The 25246-nt window shown below is 45.9% G+C and carries 22 protein-coding genes and 1 riboswitch; of the genes, 12 read left to right on the forward strand and 10 right to left on the reverse strand.

The genetic code is table 11. The features are described from left to right. The first annotated feature begins 244 nt into the window (after window positions 1-244). Genes G8759_RS07705 through G8759_RS07720 form a run of 4 tightly spaced genes read left to right on the forward strand, consistent with a single transcriptional unit; the run spans window position 245 to window position 3505 of the window. Window positions 245-853 carry a DUF3347 domain-containing protein gene (locus G8759_RS07705; protein ID WP_167206716.1) on the forward strand — a complete coding sequence of 203 codons (609 nt, stop codon included), beginning with the start codon at window positions 245-247 and terminating at the stop codon, window positions 851-853. A gap of 17 nt (window positions 854-870) precedes the next feature. After that, window positions 871-1662 carry an ABC transporter permease gene (locus G8759_RS07710; protein WP_167206717.1) on the forward strand — a complete coding sequence of 264 codons (792 nt, stop codon included), beginning with the start codon at window positions 871-873 and terminating at the stop codon, window positions 1660-1662. Beyond that, entirely contained in the window at window positions 1652-2395 is a 744-nt protein-coding gene (locus G8759_RS07715; RefSeq protein ID WP_167206718.1) for an ABC transporter ATP-binding protein, read from the forward strand. Before G8759_RS07710 ends, G8759_RS07715 begins: the two co-directional genes overlap by 11 nt. Before the next feature lie 45 nt (window positions 2396-2440). Continuing rightward, window positions 2441-3505, forward strand: a complete 1065-nt coding sequence (locus G8759_RS07720; RefSeq protein ID WP_167206719.1) for an ABC transporter substrate-binding protein — start codon at window positions 2441-2443, stop codon at window positions 3503-3505. A gap of 451 nt (window positions 3506-3956) precedes the next feature. On the opposite strand, the gene G8759_RS07725 is transcribed toward G8759_RS07720, so the two are convergent. The 4 genes from G8759_RS07725 to G8759_RS07740 all read right to left on the reverse strand — a co-directional run bounded on the left by G8759_RS07725 (window position 3957) and on the right by G8759_RS07740 (window position 7407). Next, window positions 3957-4142, reverse strand: coding sequence for a hypothetical protein (locus G8759_RS07725; RefSeq protein WP_167206720.1), 186 nt, complete (start codon window positions 4140-4142; stop codon window positions 3957-3959). Window positions 4143-4209: 67 nt separating this feature from the next. Then, the gene (locus G8759_RS07730) at window positions 4210-5943 is read right to left on the reverse strand and encodes an SMP-30/gluconolactonase/LRE family protein (RefSeq protein ID WP_167206721.1); all 1734 of its coding nucleotides are present in this window, start codon (window positions 5941-5943) and stop codon (window positions 4210-4212) included. 459 nt (window positions 5944-6402) lie between these two features. Further along, window positions 6403-6771: a hypothetical protein gene (locus G8759_RS07735; protein WP_167206722.1), complete on the reverse strand. Its 369-nt coding sequence runs from the start codon at window positions 6769-6771 to the stop codon at window positions 6403-6405. A gap of 213 nt (window positions 6772-6984) precedes the next feature. After that, window positions 6985-7407, reverse strand: coding sequence for a hypothetical protein (locus G8759_RS07740; protein ID WP_167206723.1), 423 nt, complete (start codon window positions 7405-7407; stop codon window positions 6985-6987). Window positions 7408-7605: 198 nt separating this feature from the next. Between G8759_RS07740 and G8759_RS07745 the strand changes: the two genes are divergently transcribed. After that, complete coding sequence (locus G8759_RS07745) at window positions 7606-8523, forward strand: hypothetical protein (RefSeq protein ID WP_167206724.1); 918 nt, start codon at window positions 7606-7608, stop codon at window positions 8521-8523. 293 nt (window positions 8524-8816) lie between these two features. Here G8759_RS07745 and G8759_RS07750 read toward each other — a convergent pair whose 3' ends face one another. Beyond that, window positions 8817-12896, reverse strand: a complete 4080-nt coding sequence (locus G8759_RS07750; RefSeq protein ID WP_232074168.1) for a fibronectin type III domain-containing protein — start codon at window positions 12894-12896, stop codon at window positions 8817-8819. Between the two features lie 355 nt (window positions 12897-13251). Here G8759_RS07750 and G8759_RS07755 point away from each other — a divergent pair, with 355 nt between their 5' ends. From G8759_RS07755 to G8759_RS07765, 3 genes are all read left to right on the forward strand, one after another. Then, window positions 13252-14088 carry a 5'-methylthioadenosine/adenosylhomocysteine nucleosidase gene (locus G8759_RS07755; RefSeq protein WP_167206726.1) on the forward strand — a complete coding sequence of 279 codons (837 nt, stop codon included), beginning with the start codon at window positions 13252-13254 and terminating at the stop codon, window positions 14086-14088. Between the two features lie 152 nt (window positions 14089-14240). Then, entirely contained in the window at window positions 14241-15437 is a 1197-nt protein-coding gene (locus G8759_RS07760) for an amine oxidase (RefSeq protein ID WP_167206727.1), read from the forward strand. Between the two features lie 214 nt (window positions 15438-15651). Continuing rightward, on the forward strand, window positions 15652-16737 hold the full coding sequence (locus G8759_RS07765) for a lipase family protein (protein WP_167206728.1): 1086 nt from the start codon (window positions 15652-15654) through the stop codon (window positions 16735-16737). A 12-nt stretch (window positions 16738-16749) separates the two neighbouring features. Here G8759_RS07765 and G8759_RS07770 read toward each other — a convergent pair whose 3' ends face one another. From G8759_RS07770 to G8759_RS07780, 3 genes are all read right to left on the reverse strand, one after another. After that, entirely contained in the window at window positions 16750-17478 is a 729-nt protein-coding gene (locus tag G8759_RS07770) for an esterase family protein (protein ID WP_162387742.1), read from the reverse strand. A gap of 54 nt (window positions 17479-17532) precedes the next feature. Continuing rightward, window positions 17533-18141 (reverse strand): GDSL-type esterase/lipase family protein, encoded by a 609-nt coding sequence (locus tag G8759_RS07775; protein ID WP_167206729.1) that lies wholly within the window; start codon window positions 18139-18141, stop codon window positions 17533-17535. A gap of 199 nt (window positions 18142-18340) precedes the next feature. Continuing rightward, window positions 18341-19399: a homoserine O-acetyltransferase family protein gene (locus G8759_RS07780; protein WP_167206730.1), complete on the reverse strand. Its 1059-nt coding sequence runs from the start codon at window positions 19397-19399 to the stop codon at window positions 18341-18343. Between the two features lie 177 nt (window positions 19400-19576). Next, window positions 19577-19695, reverse strand: a riboswitch (SAM riboswitch). Window positions 19696-19884: 189 nt separating this feature from the next. Between G8759_RS07780 and G8759_RS07785 the strand changes: the two genes are divergently transcribed. Continuing rightward, window positions 19885-20211 carry a DUF721 domain-containing protein gene (locus G8759_RS07785; protein WP_167206731.1) on the forward strand — a complete coding sequence of 109 codons (327 nt, stop codon included), beginning with the start codon at window positions 19885-19887 and terminating at the stop codon, window positions 20209-20211. Between the two features lie 77 nt (window positions 20212-20288). On the opposite strand, the gene G8759_RS07790 is transcribed toward G8759_RS07785, so the two are convergent. Both G8759_RS07790 and G8759_RS07795 read right to left on the reverse strand, forming a co-directional pair. Continuing rightward, window positions 20289-21092, reverse strand: a complete 804-nt coding sequence (locus G8759_RS07790) for a polysaccharide deacetylase family protein (RefSeq protein ID WP_167206733.1) — start codon at window positions 21090-21092, stop codon at window positions 20289-20291. Then, a complete protein-coding gene (locus tag G8759_RS07795; protein ID WP_232074170.1) occupies window positions 21029-22042 on the reverse strand; it encodes a glycosyltransferase family 2 protein in 1014 nt (337 codons plus the stop codon). The genes G8759_RS07790 and G8759_RS07795 overlap by 64 nt, the downstream gene beginning before the upstream one ends. Window positions 22043-22204: 162 nt before the next feature. Here G8759_RS07795 and G8759_RS07800 point away from each other — a divergent pair, with 162 nt between their 5' ends. From G8759_RS07800 to G8759_RS07810, 3 genes are all read left to right on the forward strand, one after another. Next, entirely contained in the window at window positions 22205-23191 is a 987-nt protein-coding gene (locus G8759_RS07800) for an ion channel (protein ID WP_167206735.1), read from the forward strand. A gap of 80 nt (window positions 23192-23271) precedes the next feature. Beyond that, window positions 23272-24177 (forward strand): S66 peptidase family protein, encoded by a 906-nt coding sequence (locus tag G8759_RS07805; RefSeq protein WP_167206736.1) that lies wholly within the window; start codon window positions 23272-23274, stop codon window positions 24175-24177. Between the two features lie 219 nt (window positions 24178-24396). Beyond that, window positions 24397-25098 (forward strand): hypothetical protein, encoded by a 702-nt coding sequence (locus tag G8759_RS07810; RefSeq protein ID WP_167206738.1) that lies wholly within the window; start codon window positions 24397-24399, stop codon window positions 25096-25098. Window positions 25099-25246: the final 148 nt, after the last annotated feature.

Raw genomic sequence — 25246 nt, forward strand, 5'->3', positions numbered from 1 at the left:
GGCGATTCCCTGCCGCAGGTCTATTGCTGTTGCCCGGCAACTGGCCGGTCGGTCTTGTCGATGAATAAGTGGCTTTAGCCAGATCACGGTTTGCCAAAGTTTTTAATCAATTTTCATTACAGATCAATTCAGTGGTCCACAACAATGGTTGATAATGCTTTTCGGCAACCATATTTGAGAGACGACAAAAGCAGCTAACGTGTACCTTAGCAAGATGTCGTTAGGAATCTTTAAATTCGCGTCAATGAACTGCTCTCCCGGATTGCCTTCGTTGGCTATCGTTGCCACAATTGTTATCTCGCTGCTTTCCTCATGCTCAACTCGTCGCAGTGAAGCAGACCATGCGTCTGCTTCTCAGAGCGCGGCAGTTACCGTGTCCATACCGTTATTCACAAGCGCGGACCCTCTTGTTAAAGATCGGATCCATGATTTACTTAGAGGGTATTTCAACTTGAACCAGGCATTGATCAGCGATAGTCTGGCCGGAGCAAAGACGGCTGCTGCCGACCTTTTGGCAACAACCGATAAATTTGACATGTCGAAACTGACGGCTGAGCAAATGGATTTCTATTTCATTCAATCATCCAAACTAAAAACGGGTTTGCAAGTAATCAGTAACAGTACTGAGATTGAACAGGCCCGATCAGGTCTTGCTGGTGTTAGCGAAGCGATGTATGCTGTTGTGAAAGCGTTCCGTGTGAATAAGTCTCCGCTGTATTACCAGTATTGTCCTATGGCGCTCAACAATCAGGGTGCGACCTGGCTAAGCGCTACCGAAGAACTCGCCAATCCCTATATGGGACAAATGATGCTGAACTGCGGAAGAACGCAGGAAAAGCTGGAATACCAATGAAGGCCAACATCATGACTATGCAAAGTCCATCATCGCCGACGAAACGAGTAAGTTCACCGCTGGGCAGATTCTCTTCGATCCTGGTTTTGCTGGGAGTGATTCTCTTGTGGTATGGAATTTCAGCGCTCAGCTTGTTTCCTGAGTATGCTTTCCCATCTCCGGCCTCCGTATTCGTAAGTTTTAAAGAAGAATTAACCGCAGGACGTCTGCTAAACGATATCGTTGCCTCACTTTGGCGTGTAGCTATAGGGTTTGTGCTGGCAGCGGGCATGGGCATACCAATTGGATTGTGGCTGGGCCAGCATCTCCAGGCGCGCCAGGCACTTGTACCCATGCTTAACTTCTTTCGCTTTCTGTCACCGCTGGCGTGGATACCTTTTGCCATCCTCTGGTTTCACATCGGAGATAAGCCAGCTATATTCCTGATATTTATGGCAACGTTCTTTCCGATGACACTCGCCACAATGGTTGCTGTAGCTGGTATTCCAAGTATCTACTTTCGGGTGGCGAAAGACTACAACTATAGCGGGGTAGAACTTCTTACACATATTACGTTCCCTGCCGTACTTCCACAGGTAATAACCGCCTTGAGAATGAGCTATGGTATTGCCTGGGTAGTGATTGTTGCCGCTGAGATGGTTGGTTGTCAGGATGGATTGGGCTACGGTATCTGGGAGGCACGGAACGGATTGCGTTTAGACTCCGCTGTCTGTTATATGATGGTAATCGGATCGCTCGGTATGGGCATAGATCGTCTACTTGCTCAGTTAACAAACTTACCGGCTGTACGTTGGGGATATGAGAGATAAGCAAGCGAGCAAGTTGGTATTTGATAAGGTATATCATCGCTATGGCGACGTAGCCGTATTGGAGAATCTTAACCTTGAGGTCAAGGCCGGCGAAGTGGTTGTATTGGTTGGCCCAAGTGGTTGTGGTAAAACAACCATTTTGAATTTGCTATCGGGGCATATTGCCCCGGTGTCTGGAAAGATCACCAGAGAGGGCACAGCCCGAACAGTGTATCAGCAGGACGGATTGTTTCCGTGGCTAACGGTCTCCGAGAATGTCGGAATAGGGCTTCGATCGGTGAAAGATGAGAAGCGACGTGACTATGATATGACGGAACTGCTTGAATTGGTAAATCTTAAAAGTTTTGGCAACCACTATCCCCATCAGTTGTCTGGCGGTATGCGGCAACGGGCTGAGTTAGCTCGGGTACTGGCCGGCGATTCTGACATCCTGTTGATGGATGAGCCATTCTCCGCGCTTGACTATCAGGCCAGACTTAACATGCGCAGTGAGCTTGCACGAGTGCTCGAGAAAAAGCCACGAACGGTTGTTTTCGTGACTCATGATATAGAAGAAGCTGCTCAGTTGGCTGATCGTGTTCTGGTTTTGTCCAAAAGGCCCGCAACGATTTGCCGGGAACTATCCATTACTGTTCCTCGTCCACGGGGTTTGGCTGATGATGAGGTGGTCGAGGCAATGAGAATGATCCTCCGTGAGCTGGGTCTGAACAATACTAGTAGTGTGCCTGAGTAGTAGGGTTTTGATACTACAAACTTTCATGTATATATTGCTGACAGGATGAAACGAACAGGAATAAAACTCTTTATCGGCGTTGCCGCTGTTATTACAGTCTTGGGAGTACTTCGTTATCGACCCTTTGGCGACTTTACTGGCTCTCGCGCAGAAGTTATCCATAAAGGTGGCAACAAGCATGCCGATCGAGAACTTACTGTGGGTTTTTTACCCGTAACCTGTCATCTTACCTGTCCGGTTACCGACTTCGCTTCGAAGACAACTGAAACCAATACCAACTTCAATTCGCGCGTCTTTACCGATTTTCCGACGGTCGTCAGTGCGTTGGAAGCGAAACAAGTTCAGGCAACGTTTATGATCGTTCCGTTGGCGATGAAGCTTCGGGAGCAGGGGGTACCCGTAAAAATTTGTTATCTCGGACACCGAGACGGCTCGCAGGTTGTGGTTGGCAAGAACAGTAAGATCAGAAGCCTGGTCGACCTCAAGGGGAAAAAAGTAGCGGTTCCCAGTCTGTTCAGTAATCAAAATTTCGTTCTTCACAAGCTGATGTCGGATTATCAAATGCAGCCCAACGACATCAATTTTGTCGTACTTCCTCCCCCTGACATGCCAACCTCGCTCGCTGCGGGCGCCATCGATGCTTACTTTGTCGGTGAGCCATTCTGTGCAAAGGCAGAGCTCGACGGTGTTGGACGCGTTCTCTATTATGCGCGAGATATATGGCCCAACTTTATCTCCTGCGCGCTGGTTGTACACGAAGATCTTATAAAAAGCCAGCCAGACATGGTCAGGGATCTTGTGCGTGGTATTGCGCAGTCTGGCGCGTGGGCCGAAACACACCGGGCAGAAGCCGCGAAATTGGTAGCTCCCTATTACCGGCAAGATGAGAAAGTCCTTAATTATGTGCTTACTGCTGATCCCAAACGTGTTAGCTATGTAAACCTTACCCCTACAGATAAAGACCTTGCACGCATTGAGGATATGGGATTGAGCATGGGCCTATTGACCAAACGTACACCGATGAATGAGTTAATAGATCGTAAATATGTGCCTGAAGTAATACGGGAAGCGTCGATCGATGTAGCGCAGATACCCACTCCAAACAAGTAACTCTATTGACCACCACCTCTATTGGTTGTTGTGGGTTTTCCTGGATAGGTGCATAGGAATGACACCTAAATCATGCGATAGCCAAATAAAAGACATGGTTATTTTTCGCAATTGGTGATGCTCCAATCGCTTGATGCCTGCTCTGACAAGGCATTTAATTTAATAATTTCGTCGCTTACGATCTAGGGAGGCTTGAATCTCAACCCAGGCTTTTGCCTTTAGTTGTTGGTGTAGCTCTTTGTCTCTTGGTATAAAAGTGCTGCTCTGATGCTTTTCACTATGAGACTTTCTCTCCCAGTAATTAGTGTCCGACGTATCAGGAATGGATGTGTAAACAGGCTGGCTCATGATTGAGATTAGGAATAGATTATGTACTTCTCCCTATAAACGAAACCAGGAGAGTCCTTAGCATAGAAAAGCTATTATTGGGACGAATTCAACCATAACCTCTTCAGGTAGGCCACTTTTCCAGGCCAGCAGCAATGCGCAAAGCCCGCTGCACATCTTCCCAATAATAACCACTATCATAGCCCGTAGATAAACGGTCACAAATAGTCAGAAAATCATTCGCGGCATCGATCCGTTGTTGCTCGGACGATGGCAAATTCGGCTCTATCTGATCAGATAATCCTTCCATATATCAAAAATACCAAATTTCAATATTCAGCCATGAGTTGCTATCAATTGAAATAGATGGCGATTTATCAATTAGGTGATGGACCTCTTACTTTTAATTTACGCCTATATACCTTGGCTCCACAAGTTACGTACAGCGTGTCAAAGTTTTTGCCGCCAAAGCATAAATTGGAAGGGTAACCAGTGGGAGTAGGTATAATCGCATTGACCCGACCTGTCTGATCAAGAACCTGAATGCCTAGTCGTGTGGCCACATAGACCCGACCGGCACTATCGCACTTCAGTCCATCTGGCCAGGCATTTTCGGCGGTATCAGGAACATGAAGCCACCCATAGCGTTGTTTATGAGTCAGTTGCCCATCGGGCAGGACCTGGTACGCCCATATCCAGTGCGAAGCTGATTCCGCTACATATAATTGGCGCTGATCGGGTGTGAAAGCCAGCCCATTGGCGAACTTTAAACCCGTTGTCGCTTCACCGCCGTCAACCACTACTTTCTGGCCGTCAGGTCGGATCAGATAAATTGTGCTTGGCTTGTCAGTTCCATCCGGAGAAGTAATGTATAGATTTCCATTTTTTGCCACCGTAATGTCATTGCCCGATAGACCCTCTGCTACAACTGTCTCTTTCTCTGAACGATCGTATCGATATACCGCATTACTCCGGCTTGATACGGTATAGCGCTGCCCACTCGTACTATAGGCTGTGCCTGCCGCTTTTTTGGAATCGGTATTAATGCTGACAGGTTTGCCTGTCTGGTCAACTTTAAACGTTTTTCCGTTTAATACGTCCTGGAAAACAACCTCACCTGCCTCATTTGCCGCTGGCCCCTCCGTAAAGGAGTAACCTTCGCCAACCAGTTCCCAGCCTTCATTAGGCAATAGAATATCTAGTAGAAAAGGGTTCTTGGTCTGTCCATTTGTAACAGGTTTTGGGTAATCTTTCCAGAGCCATCGCATAGCCTTGGGAAAGATAGCCGTACCATGCTGGCCACTATGCCCTCCTTCACCCCATACATGCTGTACCTCGTAGCCCGCGAAAATCAACGCCCGATCGATGGTTTCATTGGCTTTCCACCAATCGCCGACGAAATTATTCAGATCATTGGTTCCATCCTGTAAAAAGACGCGAATCGGCTTGGGCTCATATTTGCGAATTAAAGTTGCATAGCGGTCACCACCTCTTAGCCCAACGTAGGTCCCAATTGCACTAAATACCCTGGAAAAAGCTTCTGGATGTTCCCAGGCTGCGGTGAAGGCACAAACGGCCCCGCTGCTTGAACCACCAATGGCGCGGTCGTTGCCACTTTTCGAGAGTCGAATCGATCGACCATCGCTGGTCTTTTGCTTTTCAACATCGGGTAAAATCTCGTCTAAAATGAACCGGGCATAGGCTTCGCCCAGTCCATCATATTCAAAACTCCGATTCAGCCGATCATGAGTAGGGTCGCCATCGACGACTCGCACCTTGCCGGGCATGACAAAAACCCCAATGGTTACGGGCATTTCTTTTCGATGGATCAAATTGTCGAAAACAGTGGGGGCCTTCCACTGAATGCCGTCCTGGTTGACATATACGCAAGCCGGTTTATCTGGACGGTATTGAGCGGGTACATAGATCCAATACTCGCGCCAGGTTCCGGGGAAACGTTTGGAATCCTGAAAGGTAAACTTCATAACTTCACCTTTAGGAACGCCGGCCTGCTCAATTGAAGCTGAATCAATTGGATACGATTCGGCCGCTGGCTGGGCGACTACCGAAAAATGCCCCAGCAAAAAAAGGAGGGAGAATAGCTTTTTCATTGTCGAAAGGAAGGGTAGGCTAAACGTGTGTAGTGGATACCTAATGAGAAGTCAGGCATGGAGAATACCTACTTTTAATCGTCTACTTTATGCTGACAGTGGGTATTGTATTAAGTCGCCAGATTACGACTTGAAGGAGTGGAGTAGACTGAGTTGACAGTACTCAGATAAAAACGATTTAACCTGGATGCTGTCGTTTTTGCGATTCAATCCAAAAAAAAGCCCCATCCGGCCAGTAGCAAAATGGGGACTTGATTAATTTCTCTAAAGCCCGTAATGCCCACTTTTGAACAATTCAGGATATTCAGTACACTAAGTAGACGGATAAATGCCTATTTACCCTTAGTCTATCTGTAGAAATAAATAAAAACGAGCGTTAGCGGCTGAGCTAGAATTCAGGGAATGAACATTATATATTAGTTGAGCCTATTCAAAGCTGCTGAAACCCGAACAGTTTTCTCATCGCTCAATCGGGCGGCCATCATCCAGAATCATATTAAATTCGATTACCCGGGCCATTTCTTCCTTGAAATGGGTGTGGCGTATCTTGTCAATAATTCCCTCCGCTCTCTTTAAATTTTTTTCCAGGGTTTCCCGATCCACCATTTTCAGGACGGGGGCTACCCGCAAGTTCGACTCATTGACAGTAGGCGAATAATCCTGCCTAAATCGAATATAGAAGTCATCAAAATAGATCCTTACCTGAGTCGAATGGCCATCGTCGAATGGGCTATACGCTTCCCAGTTGTGAATTAGCTCGCCGTTTAGGGATACTTTATCAAGCGTTAATTGATTTGCTTTTTGCCGGATACTATCGATGGCTCTCATTGTTGATGCAGATTGGTTATAAACAAATATACCCATTCAAATCCAGCTTTCGCTTAGCAATGCGGTCAATCGTAGGCTGTTTTTGACTATGAGATTCTAGGTACTCCCGGAAGCCAGGAACGGCATACGGTTTAGCGATCCGAACCTGGTTTATTAACGGCAAGAGTTTCCAGAGCCCAGATAACGAAATTATACTGTACAATCACACAACTCCTAGCGTGACTCCTCTTGTGTTTTTTCACGTTGGTTCGAAAGCCTGCCCCAGCCTGTCGCGGGAAAATCTGACCAGATCTTAAAATCAGGAATACTATCCGGAACAGGACGGTCCATATACATCCTGCTCCAGCGCGGAACTTTTGAGCAATATTTAACTACATACCGGTTGCCCATTGGCTCTACCTTTGCCTTATCAAACGTGTTTCTTCGCTGGCTACTGGTATAAGCCCTGTTTGATACAGAATAGGCATATTCGATACCATACATACCCTTAGCCCCCTTATAAGGCGCTTTGACTACTCCAACCGTATAACTGGGGAAACAATAAATCATGGCCCACCGTACCGATTGATAAACCAGAAACAGGAGTATACCTCCAAATAATGCTGTCTCAATATACTTCCTTACGGGCTTAGGCATAACATTAAACGTCTCAATATACCCCTTTGCGCTGTTATTCTGGAATGTATTGACTTCCCGGCTAATCTGTTAGTCGGAAGTTTTTCACATAAGTGGCTAGTTAATTATAAATGAGTAAGCAGGTCGCTACAGACGGCCAGGCCAGCCTACATTATTTATAGCCTTATTCCAAATACACCTCATTTTCTTATACAAACCATGAAAAGCACACATTTATACCAATGGGTTACCGGATTACTGGTGATTGTAGCACTGTCTCAATGCGCTGATCATAGCATTCTGGTGCCTCCAGGCTCACCACCTGTCCGTTTGCGAGTCAAAACAATAACGCAGGAGTTACCCGATAATCGGTCAAAAATCAGCGCCTTTTCCTATGATGCACAGGGCAAGCTTAGCGCCATCCTGACCTATCAGACACCCGACAGTACTGTTTCTGAAGTTGAATATAGCACATACTCCTATGATGAGCAGAATCGATTTACGCAGCTTCGCCATGAGGTGGTATTGTATCCCAGAGGTAACTGGCCCAACCGGGTTGAGCAGTATGTATATTCGTATAACGCTTCGGGCGAGGTTTCCAGAATACAGTACGTGAATGGGCTAACTCTGACATTTAGCTACAATGGCACCAACCAGCCGGTAGGTCATACAAGCAATTTTTCAACGGGTGGCCTTACGATCAATGGGTCTGGGAATTTCACGTTCACAGGCCATAACCTGACAGCCTATCAAACAACATTGAACGTGACAGGGCATGGCGTAATGCTGCCAAGCAGTGGGTCTAACAATGTGTATACCCACGATGATAAAGTCAATCCTTTCTACGGGATATATGTGATTCCATCACCCTATCCCAATGGATTTGTTAATCTGCAATCATCACCAGGGTCGCCCAAAGCCTATTTTGGCGGGATCGATAATGTGCTTAATTTGAGCCAGAACAATGTGTTGACCGAGAAGAATCCTCTTTTGCCTGAGGCCGAATCCATTTCCTATCAATACCAATACAATGCGGCTAATCTGCCTATTCGTCGGATTAAGACATCCACTATGCCATTACCTGCTGGCAACCGGACTACGGTAGAGACCCTGCATTTCGACTATGAATCCTACTAACGTCTGAATCGAATCAGACATTAGTAGGATTCATAGTCATGGGCAAGTAGATAACAGGATCGAGCCAACGTTTCGGTAAAAAGTAACAAGGGGTACGCCAATCCGGCAGGCACACAACGGTGCTATTGTCATAGAAAACGACTTTTTGGTGAGGTTTTCCCAAACTCTTTGGCTCATCCATCGTTTGGTCTGGCAAAATCGAGCACTTTTGATTGCCGGGTTTTGCCCAATTCGGGCATCAAGTGATACCAATTTTTCAAAACTGGTATCACTTGATGCCGGATGACAAACCGTCAAAATCCTGTCTTCAATTGAGTATTGAGACTGTAGATCAGCCGCTGCCCGCTGTCGATGCTGACCTTCTTCGCAAAAACGATCAGGTTGGCCGGAACGGTTACAAAATGCCTTATTTCAACGATATCGCTGCTAAGGGGTAATCGCCCGCATGACCAGATTGCAGGATCTGTCCATAAACCCGTTTTGATGGTATACATGCTCTGGCAAGGACTAAGCGTTCGGAAAGTGACCGATGAAGAGAAGGCAGAACTTTCAGAAGGCGAACAAATCGTTCGAATTTGCCACTCATAGGGCCCCGTTTCGGTCAAGCCAGTCAGGTCAAAATAACCGCTTCCGAGTAGACTCGTCAAATTACTGAGTGTAGCCCAGTCGGTGGTTCCTACTGCCCGGTAACGCGCTTCGTAACGAGTCTCGGCTGTTGCACTATAGAAAGACCAGTTTATCCGGGCCGAGGTTGTAGTCAAATTGCTCGTATACAAACTTACGGGCGTATTGCAGGAGTTGGTTAAAAAGCTTCGTATGTCCGAAAAATCAGAAGCAACATTATTACCGCATAACGTCCTGACCTGCCAATCATAGACAGTGTTTGCTGTGAGTCCCGATATTGCTGTGCTGGTACTGGTTACGTTACTGATCGTAGTCCAACCTGTTGTTCCAGTAAGCCGGTATCGCACTTCATAATTACCAACGGCTCCTGACAATTGAGTCCAAAATAACGTCGCTGAATTAATTAGAACGTTAGCAACCAGTCCGGTAGGAACACTACATTGGGTCGAGAATGTGGCTAATGGCGTAAATGAAGAACCATTGGTCACTGAACATAGGGTTCTGATCTGCCATTCGTATTGTGTATTGTTGGTTAATCCAGTAATGTCAACATAGCCAACACCAGTGTCACTTGTCAGATTGCCGACGAACACCCAGTTCGTCGTTCCGACGACCCGATAGCGAGCCTCATACCGAGTGTCGGCATCTGCACGTTGGAATGACCAGTTTAATCGGGCGGTTGTAGGCGTTGTCGTAACGTTAAGATTAGTTGGCGTTTCGCACTGAGTAGCAAAATAAGAACTAGCCGAAAAGACCGTGCTTTCGGTGGGTGAGCAAAGTGTTCTGATTTGCCATTCATAGAACCTATTGTAAATTAATCCGCTGATGTCCACATAACCGTTGCCATTATTGCTGGTCAGATTAGAGAGCGTATTCCAGCCGGGATTTGCAAAGTCCATGGTTGGCCGATATTGAATTTCATAACGCGTATTAGCATCAGCATTATCAAAAGACCAGCTCAGACGGGCGCCATTATAGCTAACTGAGGCCACTAAATTATAGGGTAGGCTACAGGGCGCCGTATTAAAGGTATTTAAGCCTGAAAAATCTGAGTATGAGCCATTAGCACACCGCACTCTGACTTGCCATTCATAGCTGATATTGCTAATTAAGCCTGTTATGGCCACGCTTGAACTGGTCAGATTACTAACCGTGGTCCAATCGGTGGTTCCGACCTGTCTATACCGAGCATCGTAACTAGAGCCAGATTCGTCAGAACTCCAGTTTAACGTGGCCGACTTTAGTTTGGCAAGTGCATATAATCCACTGGGAATATGGCAGTTGGTTGTAAAATTCGGACCTGGTGTGAAGGTTGAACTGGTGGAAGGTGAGCACACCGTTCTGATCTGCCATTCGTATTGGGTGTTGCCGTTCAGACCCGTCAATGAGTAATATTGAGTCGTTATACCATTGAGTATTGACCAGTCTGTTGCGCCTACGGTGCGGTAACGCAGATCAAACGCTGAACTGGCATCGGTAGTAACGCTCCATTGAAGTTGGACAAAGGAAGAATAGGTGTTGCTTATATACAGACTGTTGGAGGCCGGGGCATAGCAGCCCGTTGTAAAGGTGACGATGGTCGAATAATCAGTGTTTACGCCTGGTGAGCAGAGCGTTCGGATGCGAGCTTCATAGGCGGTGTTCGCCAGTAAGTCGGTTAGCGTTCGGGAATTATACGATGACCCGGAATTATAGCCAATAGTAGTCATCCAGTTTGGGTTGCCTACAGGGCGATACTGTAATTCATAGACGCTACTCGGCTCAGGAATGCCAGCATAGCCCCAATATAGATTGGCCGATGTGGTAGTAGGGTTAGCGGTTAAACCAGTAATTGCCAGACAGAAGGTCGTGAAGGTATTCGGAAAGCTATAGTCTGAGGACTCAGTTATGGAACAGATACTCCTGACTTGCCATTCGTACTGTATATTATTTGTCAAACCGGTCAGCGAATAGGTTGTCGTTGTTAAACTAGCGACCGACGTCCAGGTAACTGCACCTACCGGGCGGTAGCGCAGTTCAAATGTTTGGCCTGGGTCAACGTTTGAATACCAGTTTAACTGAGCTGATATCGATTTGGAAATAGCATTTAGGTTAGTTGGAGCCTGGCAGGAGAGTGTTGTGAATGACTGCGGACCGGCGTAAGTTGAACTAGCTGTAAGCGAACAAACACTTTGCACCTGCCATTCGTAGGCAGTCGATGAGGTTAGCCCTGTTAAAGAGTAGGTTGAGTTCGTTATTCCTGTCACAGTTGTCCAGTTGGCAGTTCCCTGCTGACGCCATTGGAGGGTATAGGTTGGGGAACCAGTACCAAACCAGTATAGAGAGGCCACAGTACGACTAGGCGAATAATAAAGGTTTTGGGGGGCTGTACAGGGAGTAGAAAAACCAATCGGCCCGGAATACGCAGTACTAGCCGATGCTTTCACTTGCCATTCATAGGCAGTACCCGGAGTCAAACCGAAGAGGGAGTTACTTATACCTGTGATGTTAGAAACAGTGGTCCAGGTAGCGTTTCCTACGGCACGCCACTGTACATCATAGGTTAGGCCTGAACCCAGGCTATTCCAACTCAGAACCGCACTATTCGCCGTAATGTTATTTGTGTTCAGGCCCGTTACCGAAGGTATTGTCGTATCGACATTAGCCGTTGAGCTAAAACTGCCTGTAGTTGTGTTGGACGGACGAATGCGATAATAATAGATAGTTCGATTGTCAAATTTGATGTCTGTGAATGTTGTTACGTCTGGGCCTACCCCCCCAATACACGCAAAGCCTGAGGTGGGGGAGGTAGAGCGTTCAATGAAGTACCCCATCTCATTATTGGCGTTATCCTGCCAGTTGAGGACAATCGATGTCAGCGTAAAATTAGCCGTTAGGTTACTGACTGGAGCGACATTCGTAGCCGGGGCATCGAGTGTGTAGGTTGTATGGGTTTGACGGAGGGCTAATCCGGCCTGCATCCGATCATACTGCCCCGGTGTAAAATCATGTGTACAGGGAAAATAATACGACATGAGATTGGTAATGGAGGGCGTATAATACTCATTATGAGCATCGTGGGCGAAGCTGTTCGGATTGTATTGAGGACAATTATTGACATAGGTAACATCAGCCCCATACATGCCATACGGATCGGCAGGCGTATCGCAGATCAGATCGCCATCGGTCGTGCAGTTGGCCCCCGCTCCCCGAGTGACTAGCTCAGTCGTGGTTGCGTTACCATTGTTATTGCCAAATGTATGGTAGAGGTTAAAATTATGGCCTAATTCATGGGGTATTATCCGGTTACTGGCATCGTTGATGTCCGCTTCCGTGTTGTTAAATACCCCAATAAATGAGCGTGTTGTAACAATGTTATTGGCAGGGTAATAAGCATAGCCACCAACACTGGCAGAAAAGCTATGAATGTAATATTGGTTCATTGCATTGGCGGCATCACGACCATCTACCGTTGATCCTTCCGGATACGGAAAACTGTTGAATAGACCATCGTTATCGATGTAGTCGGGTGTGGTACCGGCAAAATAAAACTGGATGCCAAAGCCATTGAGCAAATAATAGCTATTCGTAGCCGCCATCATCCGATTCAGATTCGCAAGACTCAGACCGCCACTGCCATCACTCCGGCGGACAATATGGGGGCGAATGGGTATATACGTTATATTCGTAAATACAGCTCCGGAAGCTCTCTTTTCTTGTAGTGCCAGATTGGCTTGCTGAACAAGCGATAGGGCCTGCGCGGGAGTCAAGTCTACCGTACCACAAAGTGCTGAATTAGAAGTCGGTCCAGTTTGAGCCCAGCTTGTTCTTGCCTTTATAAATCCTAGTAGCCCAAAAATTAGTAGAAAAGTAGCATATTTTGTCATTTTATTTGTAAAAAATGATATTTTATTAATACAAGTCATCTAAATTTCTTATTTAAGTTTTTTATAACCAACTGTTTACCTCAATAATTTTTATCCGGTATGTAATGAGTCCATGAGTGTACGGAAAATGTCGATTGTGACTACGAAATGCAGTTAATCAGAGAGTAAAACGCTAAATTGACATAGTTGTCTCTCTATTGGCAAAAGGCTGTACCTTGTGATTGCTTAATACAACCTTATGAATAATAAACGCATAAAAAAACACTTCCTCGTTCTTTTGCTCCTTTCGCAAACTACCGTTGCTCAGCACTATAAACCTCGCTCCATTACAGGCTTGTTGGGCGCATTCGGAGCTGAAGTTGAGCTGGTTAAACAGACGCTGAAAAAGCCAAAAACTGTTGTAGTCGACGGAGTGACATTCACCACCGGGCGCATTGGCAAACGCAAAGTCGTTGTGGCCGAAACCGGTATTGGTAAGGTCAATGCGGCCATGACAACGGCCCTGTTGCTCGACCATTTTCGGCCAGAACGCGTACTGTTCACCGGCATAGCGGGTGGCACAAACCCCGATTTACAACCTGGTGACATTGTCATTGCTGGCCGGACCGCCCACCACGACTATGGTTCGATCACCGATAAAAATACACCGACGCGGCAAACTCGAAACGTTATCACGAAACAGTTTAATCCGGTCTATTTCCCCGCTGATTCGTCGTTGATGCGATTAGCTGAAAAAGTAGTTACAAGTCTTACGCTGGAGGGGATTCCACTTGCATCGGGTGGTGTTTCTGATCGACCGGTGAAAGTTATGACCGGTACGGTTGTAACAGGAGACGTGTTTGTTGCGTCATCGGTAAAAGTAAGCAGCCTACGAGCTGAGTTCGGTGCAGATGCTACTGAAATGGAAGGAGCGGCTATTGCGCAGGTTTGTTATCAGGTAAAGGTGCCGCACCTGATCATTCGTAGCCTGAGTGATCGTGCTGATGCCGAAGCACATATTGCCTACGACAAGTTTTATCCCACGGCTGCCCGCAACTCGGCCAAGCTAGTCATCGCTATCGTTCAGGCATTATGAGGATTTACGACAAATAGCTGACAACGTACCGAGCAGCATCTGGACATTATAGGTGGCATTTATAGCCCTTTCCCTCAGAAAAGCCCAGGATATAGGCTGATCGATGTTTTTTTTAGTCATATTGGATAACTACACATATTTAACCCGAAATTATGATCAGCAAACGTACATTCTTAACGAAGAACCCCTTTCAGTCATTCTGGTGGGCAGGTTATGAATGCACAGATCAACTCAATTGCTTTGGTAATCGGGTGGATTTTCTACCCCTGACGGGGCATTTACAACGATTAAGCGACGATTATAAACACCTTAATTCGTTTGCGATTCGCACGGTTCGGGAGGGTATTCGCTGGAGTCAGGTCGAGAAAACCGCTTATCAGTATGACTGGCATGTGGTAGAACAACTGTTGGCCGAAGGACGCCGGCAGGGTATTCAGCAAATTTGGGATTTGTGTCATTTTGGTTATCCCGACGATTTGACGCCCTTACACCCGATGTTTGCCCGCCGTTTTGCGGCACTTTGCCGGGCCTTTGTCCATTTTTATCGCGATCGGTATCCTGACGATGAACTAATTGTAACACCCATCAATGAAGTCAGTTTTATTTCCTGGCTAGGGGGCGATGTGCGTGGTACATCACCTTACTGCACCAAACAGGGTTGGGAAGTGAAAGTTGGGCTGATGAGAGCCTACATTGAAGGCGTTGCCGCTATGCGTGAACTTGATCCGTCCATTCGTATCCTGACGACCGAACCATTGGTACAGATGGTGCCACCGATGAACGCTACCGAACAGGAAATTATAGATGCTGCCATTGCCGATGAAAATCAGTTTCAGTCGGTAGATATGTTAGCCGGGGCTATTTGTCCAGAATTGGGTGGTTCGCCCGAATACCTCGATATTCTAGGGTTTAATTATTACTACAACAACCAGTGGATCAACAAAACCAGTACGTTTTTGGGGTGGGCCGATGCCATTCCCGATCCGCGCTGGGTGCCCCTACGGCGATTACTTCTAAAAGCCCACCATCGATACAATAAACCCATTGCTCTGACCGAAACTAGCCATCCTGGAATTGACCGGCCGGGTTGGATTAACATGATCGGCCAAGAATGTGCCGCTGTGATTGAAGCAGGGGTGCCGCTTTGGGGTGTTTGTTTGTATCCGATCATAGACCGGCCCGACTGGGACCATCTGGATCACTGGCATCATTCCGGATTATGGGATGCTGATCTATCGGTCGATCCGCCGGGTCGCGTGTTGTATGAGCCCTATGCCAATGCGTTGTTAAATGCCCAGCGCAAGGTCAGCAATAGCCTCCTGGAGCCACAGCAATTGCCAGTAGAATAGATAGTTATCTTGTAAGGATACCTTGTCAAAAGTACATTTGTAAAAGCGCTGAGCGAAACGAATTCATACGGCATTTTGGGAAATGAATTATAGCTAAAGAACGATGAACGGCTACTGGCACGTTTGCAGGCGGAATCGGTAAAATAATTAATCGAGCGTAAACAGTTTCCATCAACAACAATTTAGCTGTCAATAAGATCTGTTTCCGTCTTTTATGAAACAACCTCTAACGTTGCTTTTCTTTATTCTGGCATCCACAACGCTGTTTGGCCAGAAACTTAAGCCTGGTTTCAGCAAAACGGAATACGTTGAGCTAATGAGCGTATTTGCACGACAGGTCGATACCTTGCCTGTCAATAGCCCTATTCCAAAACCTCAGCGTTTCAAATTTGTCTATCGGTCGCCGGTAGTTGGTCTGGACAATCGCTGGGATTTATGGACCTCACCCGATTCGGTGGCTGCCATCTGTATTCGTGGAACAACACTGGAGCCGGTTGGCTGGTTAGAGAATTTCTATGCAGCTATGGTACCGGCCAAAGGGCAGCTAATCCTGTCGAATGATTATAAATTCGATTATCACCTTGCCGATCATCCTCAGGCTGCTGTGCACATCGGCTGGCTGATTGGTGCCGCTTTTCTGGCACAGACAATTCTGCCCCGGCTGGATTCATGCGTTCGGGCAGGAATCACAAATTTTTACATCATGGGGCATAGCCAGGGCGGAGCCATTGGCTACCTGATGACGTCTCATTTGAAGCAATTGCAACGGCAGGGTAAAATTCCGCCAACTGTTCAATTTAAAACGTATTGTAGTGCTGCACCTAAGCCCGGCAATCTGTTTTATGCCTATGAGTATGAAGCATTGACAGCCGGTGGTTGGGGGTTTAATGTCGTCAATTCTGCCGACTGGGTTCCCGAGATGCCGATTACCATCCAGACACTTGAAGATTTTAATCAGACAAACCCGTTTGCCAATATTCCGGATTTATTGAAAAAACAGAAATTCCCAAAGAATCTGGCATTGAAATATGTGTTCAACAAGTTATCTAAACCAGCCCAGAAGGCGCGGAAGAATTATCAAAAATATCTGGGTCAGTTTGCGGGGAAATATGTAAAAACAAACCTGAAAGAATACATTCCACCAACGTTTTATCAATCCAGTCATTACGTCCGGACGGGAACATTTGTTATTCTATTGGCCGACGAAGCGTACTTTAAAAAATACCCTGACAACAAAAAAACGATTTTTGTACATCATTTACTGGAGCCATACCTGAATCTGGCCGCTAAATTACCCTAACCAGAATAACGACTAGAGGTATATCTGCACCATTTTGTACCAGTCGTCGGCCTGATGCGCCCGCCCGTCCCAGATGTAGAATTCGTGTGATACGTTTTTTAGCCCAAGGGTTTCGCTTAAGGCCAGATTACTGTTCAGAAATGGGTCGGCAGCTCCCACGGTCATAACAATCTGCATTCGTCGCAATTCGTCGAGGACAATACCATCGCCCAAATTCGGGAGGAAATGATTGGGATTATGGAAATAAATATCCTCATCATAATAATTATCGAATAACCCCCGGAACTCAGCTACCGGAGCCGATAAATCGTATCGGCCACTGAGCGCCACTAATTTGCCAAACCATTGCGGATGACGAAAGGCAATGTTTGCCGCATGATAGGCTCCCAAACTGCACCCGTGCGAAATCATGAAGGGCTGCGGATTTTTCAGACGCGAAAATGGCAGAACTTCATTCAGGATATACTCTTCATATTGCCCATGCCGCTTAATACGTTCTGGTGGAGGAATATAGCGGTTATAAATACTTTCCCGATCCACGCTATCCACACAAAAAAGTTGGAGCCAGCCGTTTTCAAGTCGGTCGGCCAGGGCATTTACAAGGCCCAACTCTTCGTACTCATAAAAACGACCTCGTCGGGTCGGAAAGACAAGTACACGAGCCCCCGAATGGCCGAAGACAAGCAACTCCATGTCACGATTCAGATTTGGACTGAACCATTTATGATACTCACGATGCATAAGGAAGGTGATAGATTGGGTGAAATTGCATCAGAGAGGGCAAATCAGGCTAACTTAGTAGGTAAACAAATTATTAAAAATCTGCGATTCCTGTAAGATTCCTTTCCATACCTGATAACCAGCCTGGTTAAGATGAAGTCCATCGCCTTCAAAAAATTCGCGACGTGGCCGGCCATCGTTACCCAATAAGGGAGAAGTCATGTCGATGGTTCGAAAAGCGGGGTTTTTAGCCACTTCGTCGGCAATGAGTCTGTTTGTCAGGCGAATCCTATCGCCAATTCCCCAGCGTGCCGGACTTAGTTTGATCGTTAGAAAAAACAGCGGTACATCAGGTAGCTCCCGGCGCATTTTATCGGCCAGTGCGCAAAAAAACAGGTAAACTTCCTCAGGATGGCGACCGTCGCCCAGGTCGTTATCACCTGCATAAAATACAATGGATTTAGGATTTGCCGGAACAACCAGTCGGTCAAAAAACCAGGCACAGGCCGCTAATGTTGAACCGCCAAATCCTAAATTAAGCGTATCGATTTGCGGAAAATCCTGAGCCAGCGTCGACCAAAGTCGAATCGATGAACTACCATAAAACACAACCCGATCGGATGCGGGATGAACTAACTTGATTTTGGCTTCGAGTTGCCGAACGTCGTCTTCGTACCAGACCATCTGGTTATTGTATGATTAAGGGTTACCTAATGGCTTCTTACAACCCGCATGAATAGATTACTGCACCGGAATGGGTTAACTCATAAGCTGACAAATGTGTTGTCAAATCTTTATAAACCCGTTTGCCATTAGTCAATAATTTTTTAGTGATACTACCCGCAGGTTGAAGAAAGCTTCATGCGATTGAAGGGCTGATGCTTTACTTTTTTACTGCTTCGGCCATTTTGTTTGAATCAGACGTGGCTGAAGCCATCCATTTTCGGAGAATGCTGCCCAAGGGGCGGAATTCGATCAGAAATCCGTCGTGGCCATACAGAGAATCAATCTCTTCGTAGACTGCATTAGGAATATGCCGGGCCAAAAACTGCTGTTCGGCTATTGGAAACAGCAAATCGGAACGGATGCCAACAACGAGGGCGCGAGCCTTTATCTGGTTGAGTGCATTCAGAATGCTACCCCGGTTTCGACCGACATTGTGCGAATCCATTACCTTCGACAGCGTCCAGTACGTAAAGGCATTAAATCGATCGGCTATTTTTTCCCCCTGATAGCGTTGATAGCCAGCGGCCTTATAGCCATCGAGTTGTTCGTTGTTATCGAGAGCCTGCGTAAAGCCATATGTATCGTAGTTACGATACGAAATCATGGCCATAGCCCGAGCCGCTTTCATCCCCGACGCGCCTGCATCGTCGCGTCGTTCGATCCAGGTGGGGTCAGCTTCAATAGCCATACGCTGGGCTTCATTGAAGGCAATACACCAGGGCGATGCAACCGCGCTGACAGCGATCAGAACAAGATTTTCGATTAGATTCGGGCGTAGAATTGCCCACTCAACCGCTTGTTCTCCGCCAACGGATCCACCAATACAGGTATGAATTTTATCGATACCCAACTCCTGCCGTAACAGGTCCAGCGCTTCAACCATATCGCGGATGGTAATTGTCGGGAAATCGTGGTAGAAGGGCTTTCCTGTAGTTGTATTGACTGAGAGAGGTCCGGTTGAGCCATAACAGGAACCGAGAATATTGGCACAGACGATGAAATCAGTATCGGGATTAAAGTATTTCCCTGGCCCTACCATGCCATTCCACCAGTCGCCGGGGTCGGCATTGCCGGTCAAAGCATGACAAATCCAGACAACGTTAGACCCATCGCTGTTCAGTGTTCCGCGTGTGGTGTAAGCTAACCGAAAACCCGGTAAGCTCTCTCCCGATTCAAGCGGGAACGAATATTTATAGTTAAAATAATGGATGTCCAAAGGATAATGCGTTTTCTGCCCTAACGTTTTCAGGCATTATGAAGGCATAACGGCACTGAAAACCATAAACATATGGAACCGCACAAAACCACTCCCGGTTAGCGGTGCGATGAGGTGAGTGATGCTTAGTAGGCCTCGTAGGGCATACAGTGCCGTGTGTAGCGCATGTGATTAAACGATTTATAGTCCCTAACCGTCCGCCTTCGCGGTTGCTTTAGGCAGGAGTTAGCACCTTGCCATGTGGTAGGTTGCCAGCGATTCACAGAGCCTGATCTCTCCTCGCTTCTTTATAAATCAATTGACGTCGGTATGAAATGATTGACGTCTGGCAATTGACTTGATACCGCAAGTATACTAGCCAAAGCGCGCCAATCCAAACACAGACCCTATTTTCTGACCGTTGCCTTATTTTTTTTGACTTCGTTGGCAAGTAAGGTTTATTTAATCGGGCGGATATTTACTTTTGTGGCGAAGACACCCCCCCGATGAACCAAACCTACCGTTACAACCGTGAAAATGCTACCCGAGTAGCCGGAACTACAACTGTGAAGGATGCAATCGGGCAGTTGCTGAAAGCGTATCAACTTCAGACTCGCTTCAACGAAACGTACCTCGAAGCCTTCTGGGGACGTATGATGGGGCCAACGATTGCATCGCGAACAAACCGTCTCTACGTTAGGGATCGGAAATTACATATCGAGATCGCTTCAGCTCCACTGCGTAATGAACTCGTCAATGCCAAGCAGAAACTGATTCAACTTGTAAATAAAGATATGGGTACCGATGTTATCGAGGACGTTATATTTATCTGAATAAGTTAGATTTTAAAACCGAAAAAGGCATTACTGGTCAGTAATGCCTTTTTCGGTTTTAAAATCCCGTAGACTCCTTACGATAATGAGTTGGCAAATTCATGCATTGTACTGAACTCGCCTTGTGGCTTTAAATAGCGAAGTAGTGCCTCAACCCGGTCAAGTAACTCCTCTCGGGAATGACGCCGAACGTAAGCCGGGATTTTTTCATAGCCCGACAGGTCCGTAAACTCCCAGGGGTGAACGTATAAATTCAGAAAGCCATCGGCTTGAAGCGTTTGCCTGCATAGTTGTTTGTAATAAGCAAACGGAAAGTTTTTTAGACTTAACCAGAAAAGTGGCAACCGTAGGGTAGGCGTAACGGATGCCGGAATCTGCCAGACACCCGCTTCCCGGAAGGGATGACGTGGTTCGCCCCAGTGGTTATAGCGGCCAGGGAGCCAGGTCGGATGCAACGATGAATTATACTGATAGCCTGCCTGCTCAACATCGTTGGGGTCGACAAAACCCATGCGCGCACGCCGGAAGCCGGTTACCGGACGATTAAGTAATTTCTCCAGCGCTAATCTGGATGTAAGCAAATCTGCCGGTTCGAAAGTCGTATGGAAATAGCCGTGCGACGCAATTTCGTGCTTACCAGCAAGCTGCCAGACTAATTCGGGTTCATGAAGGGCATAATTAGCCGTAGTGAAAAGCGTGGTACGAGCCTCAACTGCGTCAAAGCGTTCGGCCAGCAAACGCAGCCCCCGCGTTGAAACGGCCACTTGCTCACTCAGTGGAATATTGTGACCGAACTCTACCGCAGTATCAAACTCTTCTACATCAACGGTGAATAATATATGCCTCCCAGGGGGTGTTGCTCTTTGGTTGGGGCTTCCCATGTTGTAACGGTCTCCTCAATGTCGCTTGTGTCGCCGATGATATAAGCCGGGCGTTGTTTTACTTCCACAAACGTTTTTCCCAAATATACGCCGATGATCCCGATTATGATGAATTGAACACCGCCGATGAGCAGCATCAACAGGACTAAAGTAGTCCAGCCGGAAACGGTAGCATTGGTGAAATACTTTTCATAGAGAACTTCCGCTCCGAATAAACTGGCAAACATGAACATGCCAAAGCCAAGCAAAACGGACAGATACAACGGCTTGGTAGAGAACGAGGTGATACCCATGGCAGCCAGGTGCATCATCTTGCGAAATGAGTATTTAGAACGGCCTGCGTAGCGAGCGGCTGGCTGATAGAGAATCCGGCATTGGCGGAAACCTACCCACGAAATCGCCCCGCGGAGGAACAGATCATTCTCCTTGAATGCCTTGAGCGTGTCGATAACTTTGCGGTCGAGTAACCGGAAGTCAGCGGCACCATCTTCAATTTTAAGGCCTGAAATATTTCTCAGCAGGCTATAAAACTTTTTTGATGTAGTACGCTTAAACCACGATAGTTTCGGGTCTGGCTGCCGAACCGTATAAACGACCTCGAAGCCTTCACGCCATTTACTGATCAGCGTAGGAATGAGTTCGGGAGGATGCTGGAGGTCTGCATCGAGACAGATTACCGCCTGACCTCTGGCATTTTCATAACCAGCACGAAGGGCCATCTGATGACCAAAGTTGCGGGAAAAAGAAAGAAACCGTACTACCGGATACTCTTTGCTTAACTGCCGAAGCACAAAGCGAGTCTGGTCAGAACTACCATCGTCTACGATCAGTATTTCATAAGAACGATATGGCTCCATAACGGCCATGAGCCGATGTACTAAAACGGGTAAGTTCTCTTCCTCGTTATAGGCTGGTACGACTATACTAATCATACCTTCAGATGATTTCATTGTATCTTCGTGGATTGAGAAACCGTTACGGACGGTTTCTTTAAATTTTCTGCTAAAGTAAGTATTAATACTTAATATTTTGCCAACAGATGAATTAAAGTTGTTTTAAAAGTTGCCTTTATCGGCAAATATTTATTAAAAGAGCACTTCTCTATAGACTATATGAATACTTTGCCAAAGCAGAATTTACAAGGGCGAAACAGTCAACTTGTTGAACAAGAGGAACAAAGGCGTGATTTAGGATTCGGAACAAAGCTGGGCGATACCTATTCTCGATTAATCAATAAAGATGGTAGTTTTAATATATTTCGTAAGAACGGAACATTTTGGGATCAGCTAAATCTCTATAATCGACTGATTACAATCAAATGGTTTCCTTTTTTGGGACTGGTATTGGTATTTTATCTCATTGCGAATGGCTTTTTTGCCGTAGTATATATGCTGGCTGGTGCTGAGAATCTTCAAAGTACCTCGGACCAGTCATTTTACGGACCTTTCTGGAAAGCTTTTTTCTTTAGTTCTCAAACGCTTACAACCGTAGGATACGGACATATTGCTCCCACTAGCTTTCTGACTAGTATTATTGCCGCTTTCGAGTCAATGATGGGATTGCTGTCGTTTGCTTTGGTAACGGGACTCCTGTACGGCCGGTTTTCGCGACCATCTGCTCATATTAGATTTTCCCAACGTTCGGTGTTTGCGCCTTATCTGGATGTAAATGCCTGGATGTTCCGGATCATCAATGCACGATCACACCAACTGATCGATGTGGTGGTTGAAGTAACCATGTCGCGGATGGAAACTAAGGCGGATGGAACAAAGCACCGTAATTATTATTCCTTAAGTCTGGAACGGAAGAAAGTAACGTTTTTTCCAACTAACTGGACCCTGGTCCATGCTATTACGAATAAAAGCCCATTACATGGCTGTACGCCCGAAGACCTTGCCGAATCTGACACTGAATTCTTAATTTTGCTCCAGGCAATGGATGATACATTCTCACAGGTAGTTCATCGACGCTATTCGTATCGGTATGATGAAGTTCTTTGGGGCCACAAATTTCGTCCCATGTTTGATAGCGGCCAAAGCGGTATTGTTAATCTCGATCTTGAGAAACTGGATGATACTGAAGAAGTTGAGCTTAACTAGTTCTCATCTCAAGGTAGTTTAGTTGCTCATAATGTAATGAAAGGCAAGCCTACTTTGTGAACCATAAATTGTAAACCAAATTGATTTTCCCTCCATTTCTGCGCCCTGGCGATACAGTCGGAGTAGTAGCTCCAGCCAGTTGGTTTCCATATGAAGAGTTAGCTGATGGATTGCGTATACTGCGTAACGACTGGAAACTAAATGTACTGGAAGGCGATAGCCTGCACGCCATTGATGGTCCATTTGCCGGTTCCGATGATCTTCGTCGGGCGGATCTGCAACGCCTTTTTGATGATCCATCCGTAAAAGCCGTCTTTGCGGCTCGAGGGGGCTACGGATGCTACCGAATTGTAGACCAATTAGATCTGACCTGCTTACACGAGAACCCCAAATGGCTCGTCGGCTTTAGCGATATAACCGTTTTATTAAGTCTGTTCTATAAGCATGGAATTCAGAGCTTACACGGGTTGATGCCCCGCCAATTTGGATACCCAGATCGGTCTCAATCGCTTGAATCTGTGAGACAATGGCTATTTGGCGAGATACCAGCGCACTATGCTGTGCCTGCCCATTCGCTTAACCGGGTAGGTGAGGCAAAGGGGCCGCTGGTTGGTGGCAATCTAACTATTCTTGTTAACTCGCTGTGTACATCTACGGATATCGATTTTTCAGGATCGATTCTGTTTATTGAGGACATAGACGAAACACTTTTCTCGCTCGATCGTATGATGACTCAACTTCGTCGGGCAGGGAAATTGGCGAATTTGGCGGGATTAGTAGTAGGGCAATTTTCCGATATGCGCCTTAATCCATCGTTACCATTTGGCAAAGACGCGTTTTCCATAATTGCCGATTCGGTGTCCGAGTATAATTACCCAATTATTTTTGATTTTCCCGCTGGGCATGTAACGTACAATTTAGCTTTACCAATTGGACGAACAGTCGTTATGAAAATTGACTCAGAAAAAGGAGAGCTATTATTCTGAAATATTCCTGAATAGACCGGTTTTAGTGTGGATTTTTAATATTATTTTAATAATAGAATAGATTAAAAATATATATTCATACGTAAAAATAATTTCTCATAAACAATTAAAAATGGCATTAGTTATAGCAACTGTAAATTTACTTATTGACTATTATTTTTGAGTATATAACTAGTAAATTTCACTTGCCGAACTGGTGTAAAAACTACTACCAGCGTTATGAATATGTGGCAAGTCAAAAACCTATACTGGGTGTCTGCTATAGCTATGCTTGTTTTTGGTTGTGAGAATGCAAATACTGATAAGCTACCGTTAGATACCGATAAAATTGCCTTAATGACATCAAAAGGTGTTAAAAATAACTATAAAGATTTTGATAAAATTGGCTACCATAAAGGAGATAAAATTTTAGATTTTACTTTATTTTCTCTCGATGGAATTCGGTTTAGTTTTTCTGAAGTATTAAAAAATAAAAAACCAATTTTATTGATTTCCGGCAGCTATACATGTGATATTACCCGTCGTAATATGCTGGATATAAATTCAATAGCAGCTAAGTATAGAAACTTTATTAATGTCTACTTCATCTACACAATTGAAGCTCACCCTTCAGATATTGCCGGCCCCTATTCAAAAGATAATCTCTTACAATTAAGTACTGAAAATATCAAAGAACATATTGACGCTAAACAACCTAAAACATACGGTGAGCGAAAGATATTAGCAAAATTGTTGCAACAGAAGAGCTATGTTATGCTGCCTATCCTGATTGATAATCCAGCTAATAATTTTTGGTTATCATTTGGTCAGTCACCTAATACGGCCTATTTGATTAACCCAAACGGAACAGTTTATTTTAGACAAACGTGGTTCCGCTTCCGTGATCTGGATGAAGTGATCAGAGCTATCATTCGGCAATAGAGCATTTGATTATTAATGATTACTTCATGCCTGGAGTATTTCCGTACAGGCAACAAAATACAATTGTTTGTCATGCCTGATTAATCGTACCACTATATCTGCGAAAAAACCGATAATAATCAACTAGCCGGTTAGTAACCGGCTAGTT

Origin of the sequence: Spirosoma aureum, assembly GCF_011604685.1 — a bacterium.
Taxonomy (GTDB): Bacteria; Bacteroidota; Bacteroidia; order Cytophagales; family Spirosomataceae; genus Spirosoma; species Spirosoma aureum.

Excerpts from the sequence above, each read along its gene's own strand:
- G8759_RS07705 (WP_167206716.1), top strand. The coding sequence starts at position 245 with ATGAACTGCTCTCCCGGATTGCCTTCGTTGGCTATCGTTGCCACAATT.
- G8759_RS07710 (WP_167206717.1), top strand. The coding sequence starts at position 871 with ATGCAAAGTCCATCATCGCCGACGAAACGAGTAAGTTCACCGCTGGGC.
- G8759_RS07715 (WP_167206718.1), top strand. The coding sequence starts at position 1,652 with ATGAGAGATAAGCAAGCGAGCAAGTTGGTATTTGATAAGGTATATCAT.
- G8759_RS07720 (WP_167206719.1), top strand. The coding sequence starts at position 2,441 with ATGAAACGAACAGGAATAAAACTCTTTATCGGCGTTGCCGCTGTTATT.
- G8759_RS07725 (WP_167206720.1), bottom strand. The coding sequence starts at position 4,142 with ATGGAAGGATTATCTGATCAGATAGAGCCGAATTTGCCATCGTCCGAG.
- G8759_RS07730 (WP_167206721.1), bottom strand. The coding sequence starts at position 5,943 with ATGAAAAAGCTATTCTCCCTCCTTTTTTTGCTGGGGCATTTTTCGGTA.
- G8759_RS07735 (WP_167206722.1), bottom strand. The coding sequence starts at position 6,771 with ATGAGAGCCATCGATAGTATCCGGCAAAAAGCAAATCAATTAACGCTT.
- G8759_RS07740 (WP_167206723.1), bottom strand. The coding sequence starts at position 7,407 with ATGCCTAAGCCCGTAAGGAAGTATATTGAGACAGCATTATTTGGAGGT.
- G8759_RS07745 (WP_167206724.1), top strand. The coding sequence starts at position 7,606 with ATGAAAAGCACACATTTATACCAATGGGTTACCGGATTACTGGTGATT.
- G8759_RS07755 (WP_167206726.1), top strand. The coding sequence starts at position 13,252 with ATGAATAATAAACGCATAAAAAAACACTTCCTCGTTCTTTTGCTCCTT.
- G8759_RS07760 (WP_167206727.1), top strand. The coding sequence starts at position 14,241 with ATGATCAGCAAACGTACATTCTTAACGAAGAACCCCTTTCAGTCATTC.
- G8759_RS07765 (WP_167206728.1), top strand. The coding sequence starts at position 15,652 with ATGAAACAACCTCTAACGTTGCTTTTCTTTATTCTGGCATCCACAACG.
- G8759_RS07770 (WP_162387742.1), bottom strand. The coding sequence starts at position 17,478 with ATGCATCGTGAGTATCATAAATGGTTCAGTCCAAATCTGAATCGTGAC.
- G8759_RS07775 (WP_167206729.1), bottom strand. The coding sequence starts at position 18,141 with ATGGTCTGGTACGAAGACGACGTTCGGCAACTCGAAGCCAAAATCAAG.
- G8759_RS07785 (WP_167206731.1), top strand. The coding sequence starts at position 19,885 with ATGAACCAAACCTACCGTTACAACCGTGAAAATGCTACCCGAGTAGCC.
- G8759_RS07790 (WP_167206733.1), bottom strand. The coding sequence starts at position 21,092 with ATGGGAAGCCCCAACCAAAGAGCAACACCCCCTGGGAGGCATATATTA.
- G8759_RS07795 (WP_232074170.1), bottom strand. The coding sequence starts at position 22,042 with ATGAAATCATCTGAAGGTATGATTAGTATAGTCGTACCAGCCTATAAC.
- G8759_RS07800 (WP_167206735.1), top strand. The coding sequence starts at position 22,205 with ATGAATACTTTGCCAAAGCAGAATTTACAAGGGCGAAACAGTCAACTT.
- G8759_RS07810 (WP_167206738.1), top strand. The coding sequence starts at position 24,397 with ATGAATATGTGGCAAGTCAAAAACCTATACTGGGTGTCTGCTATAGCT.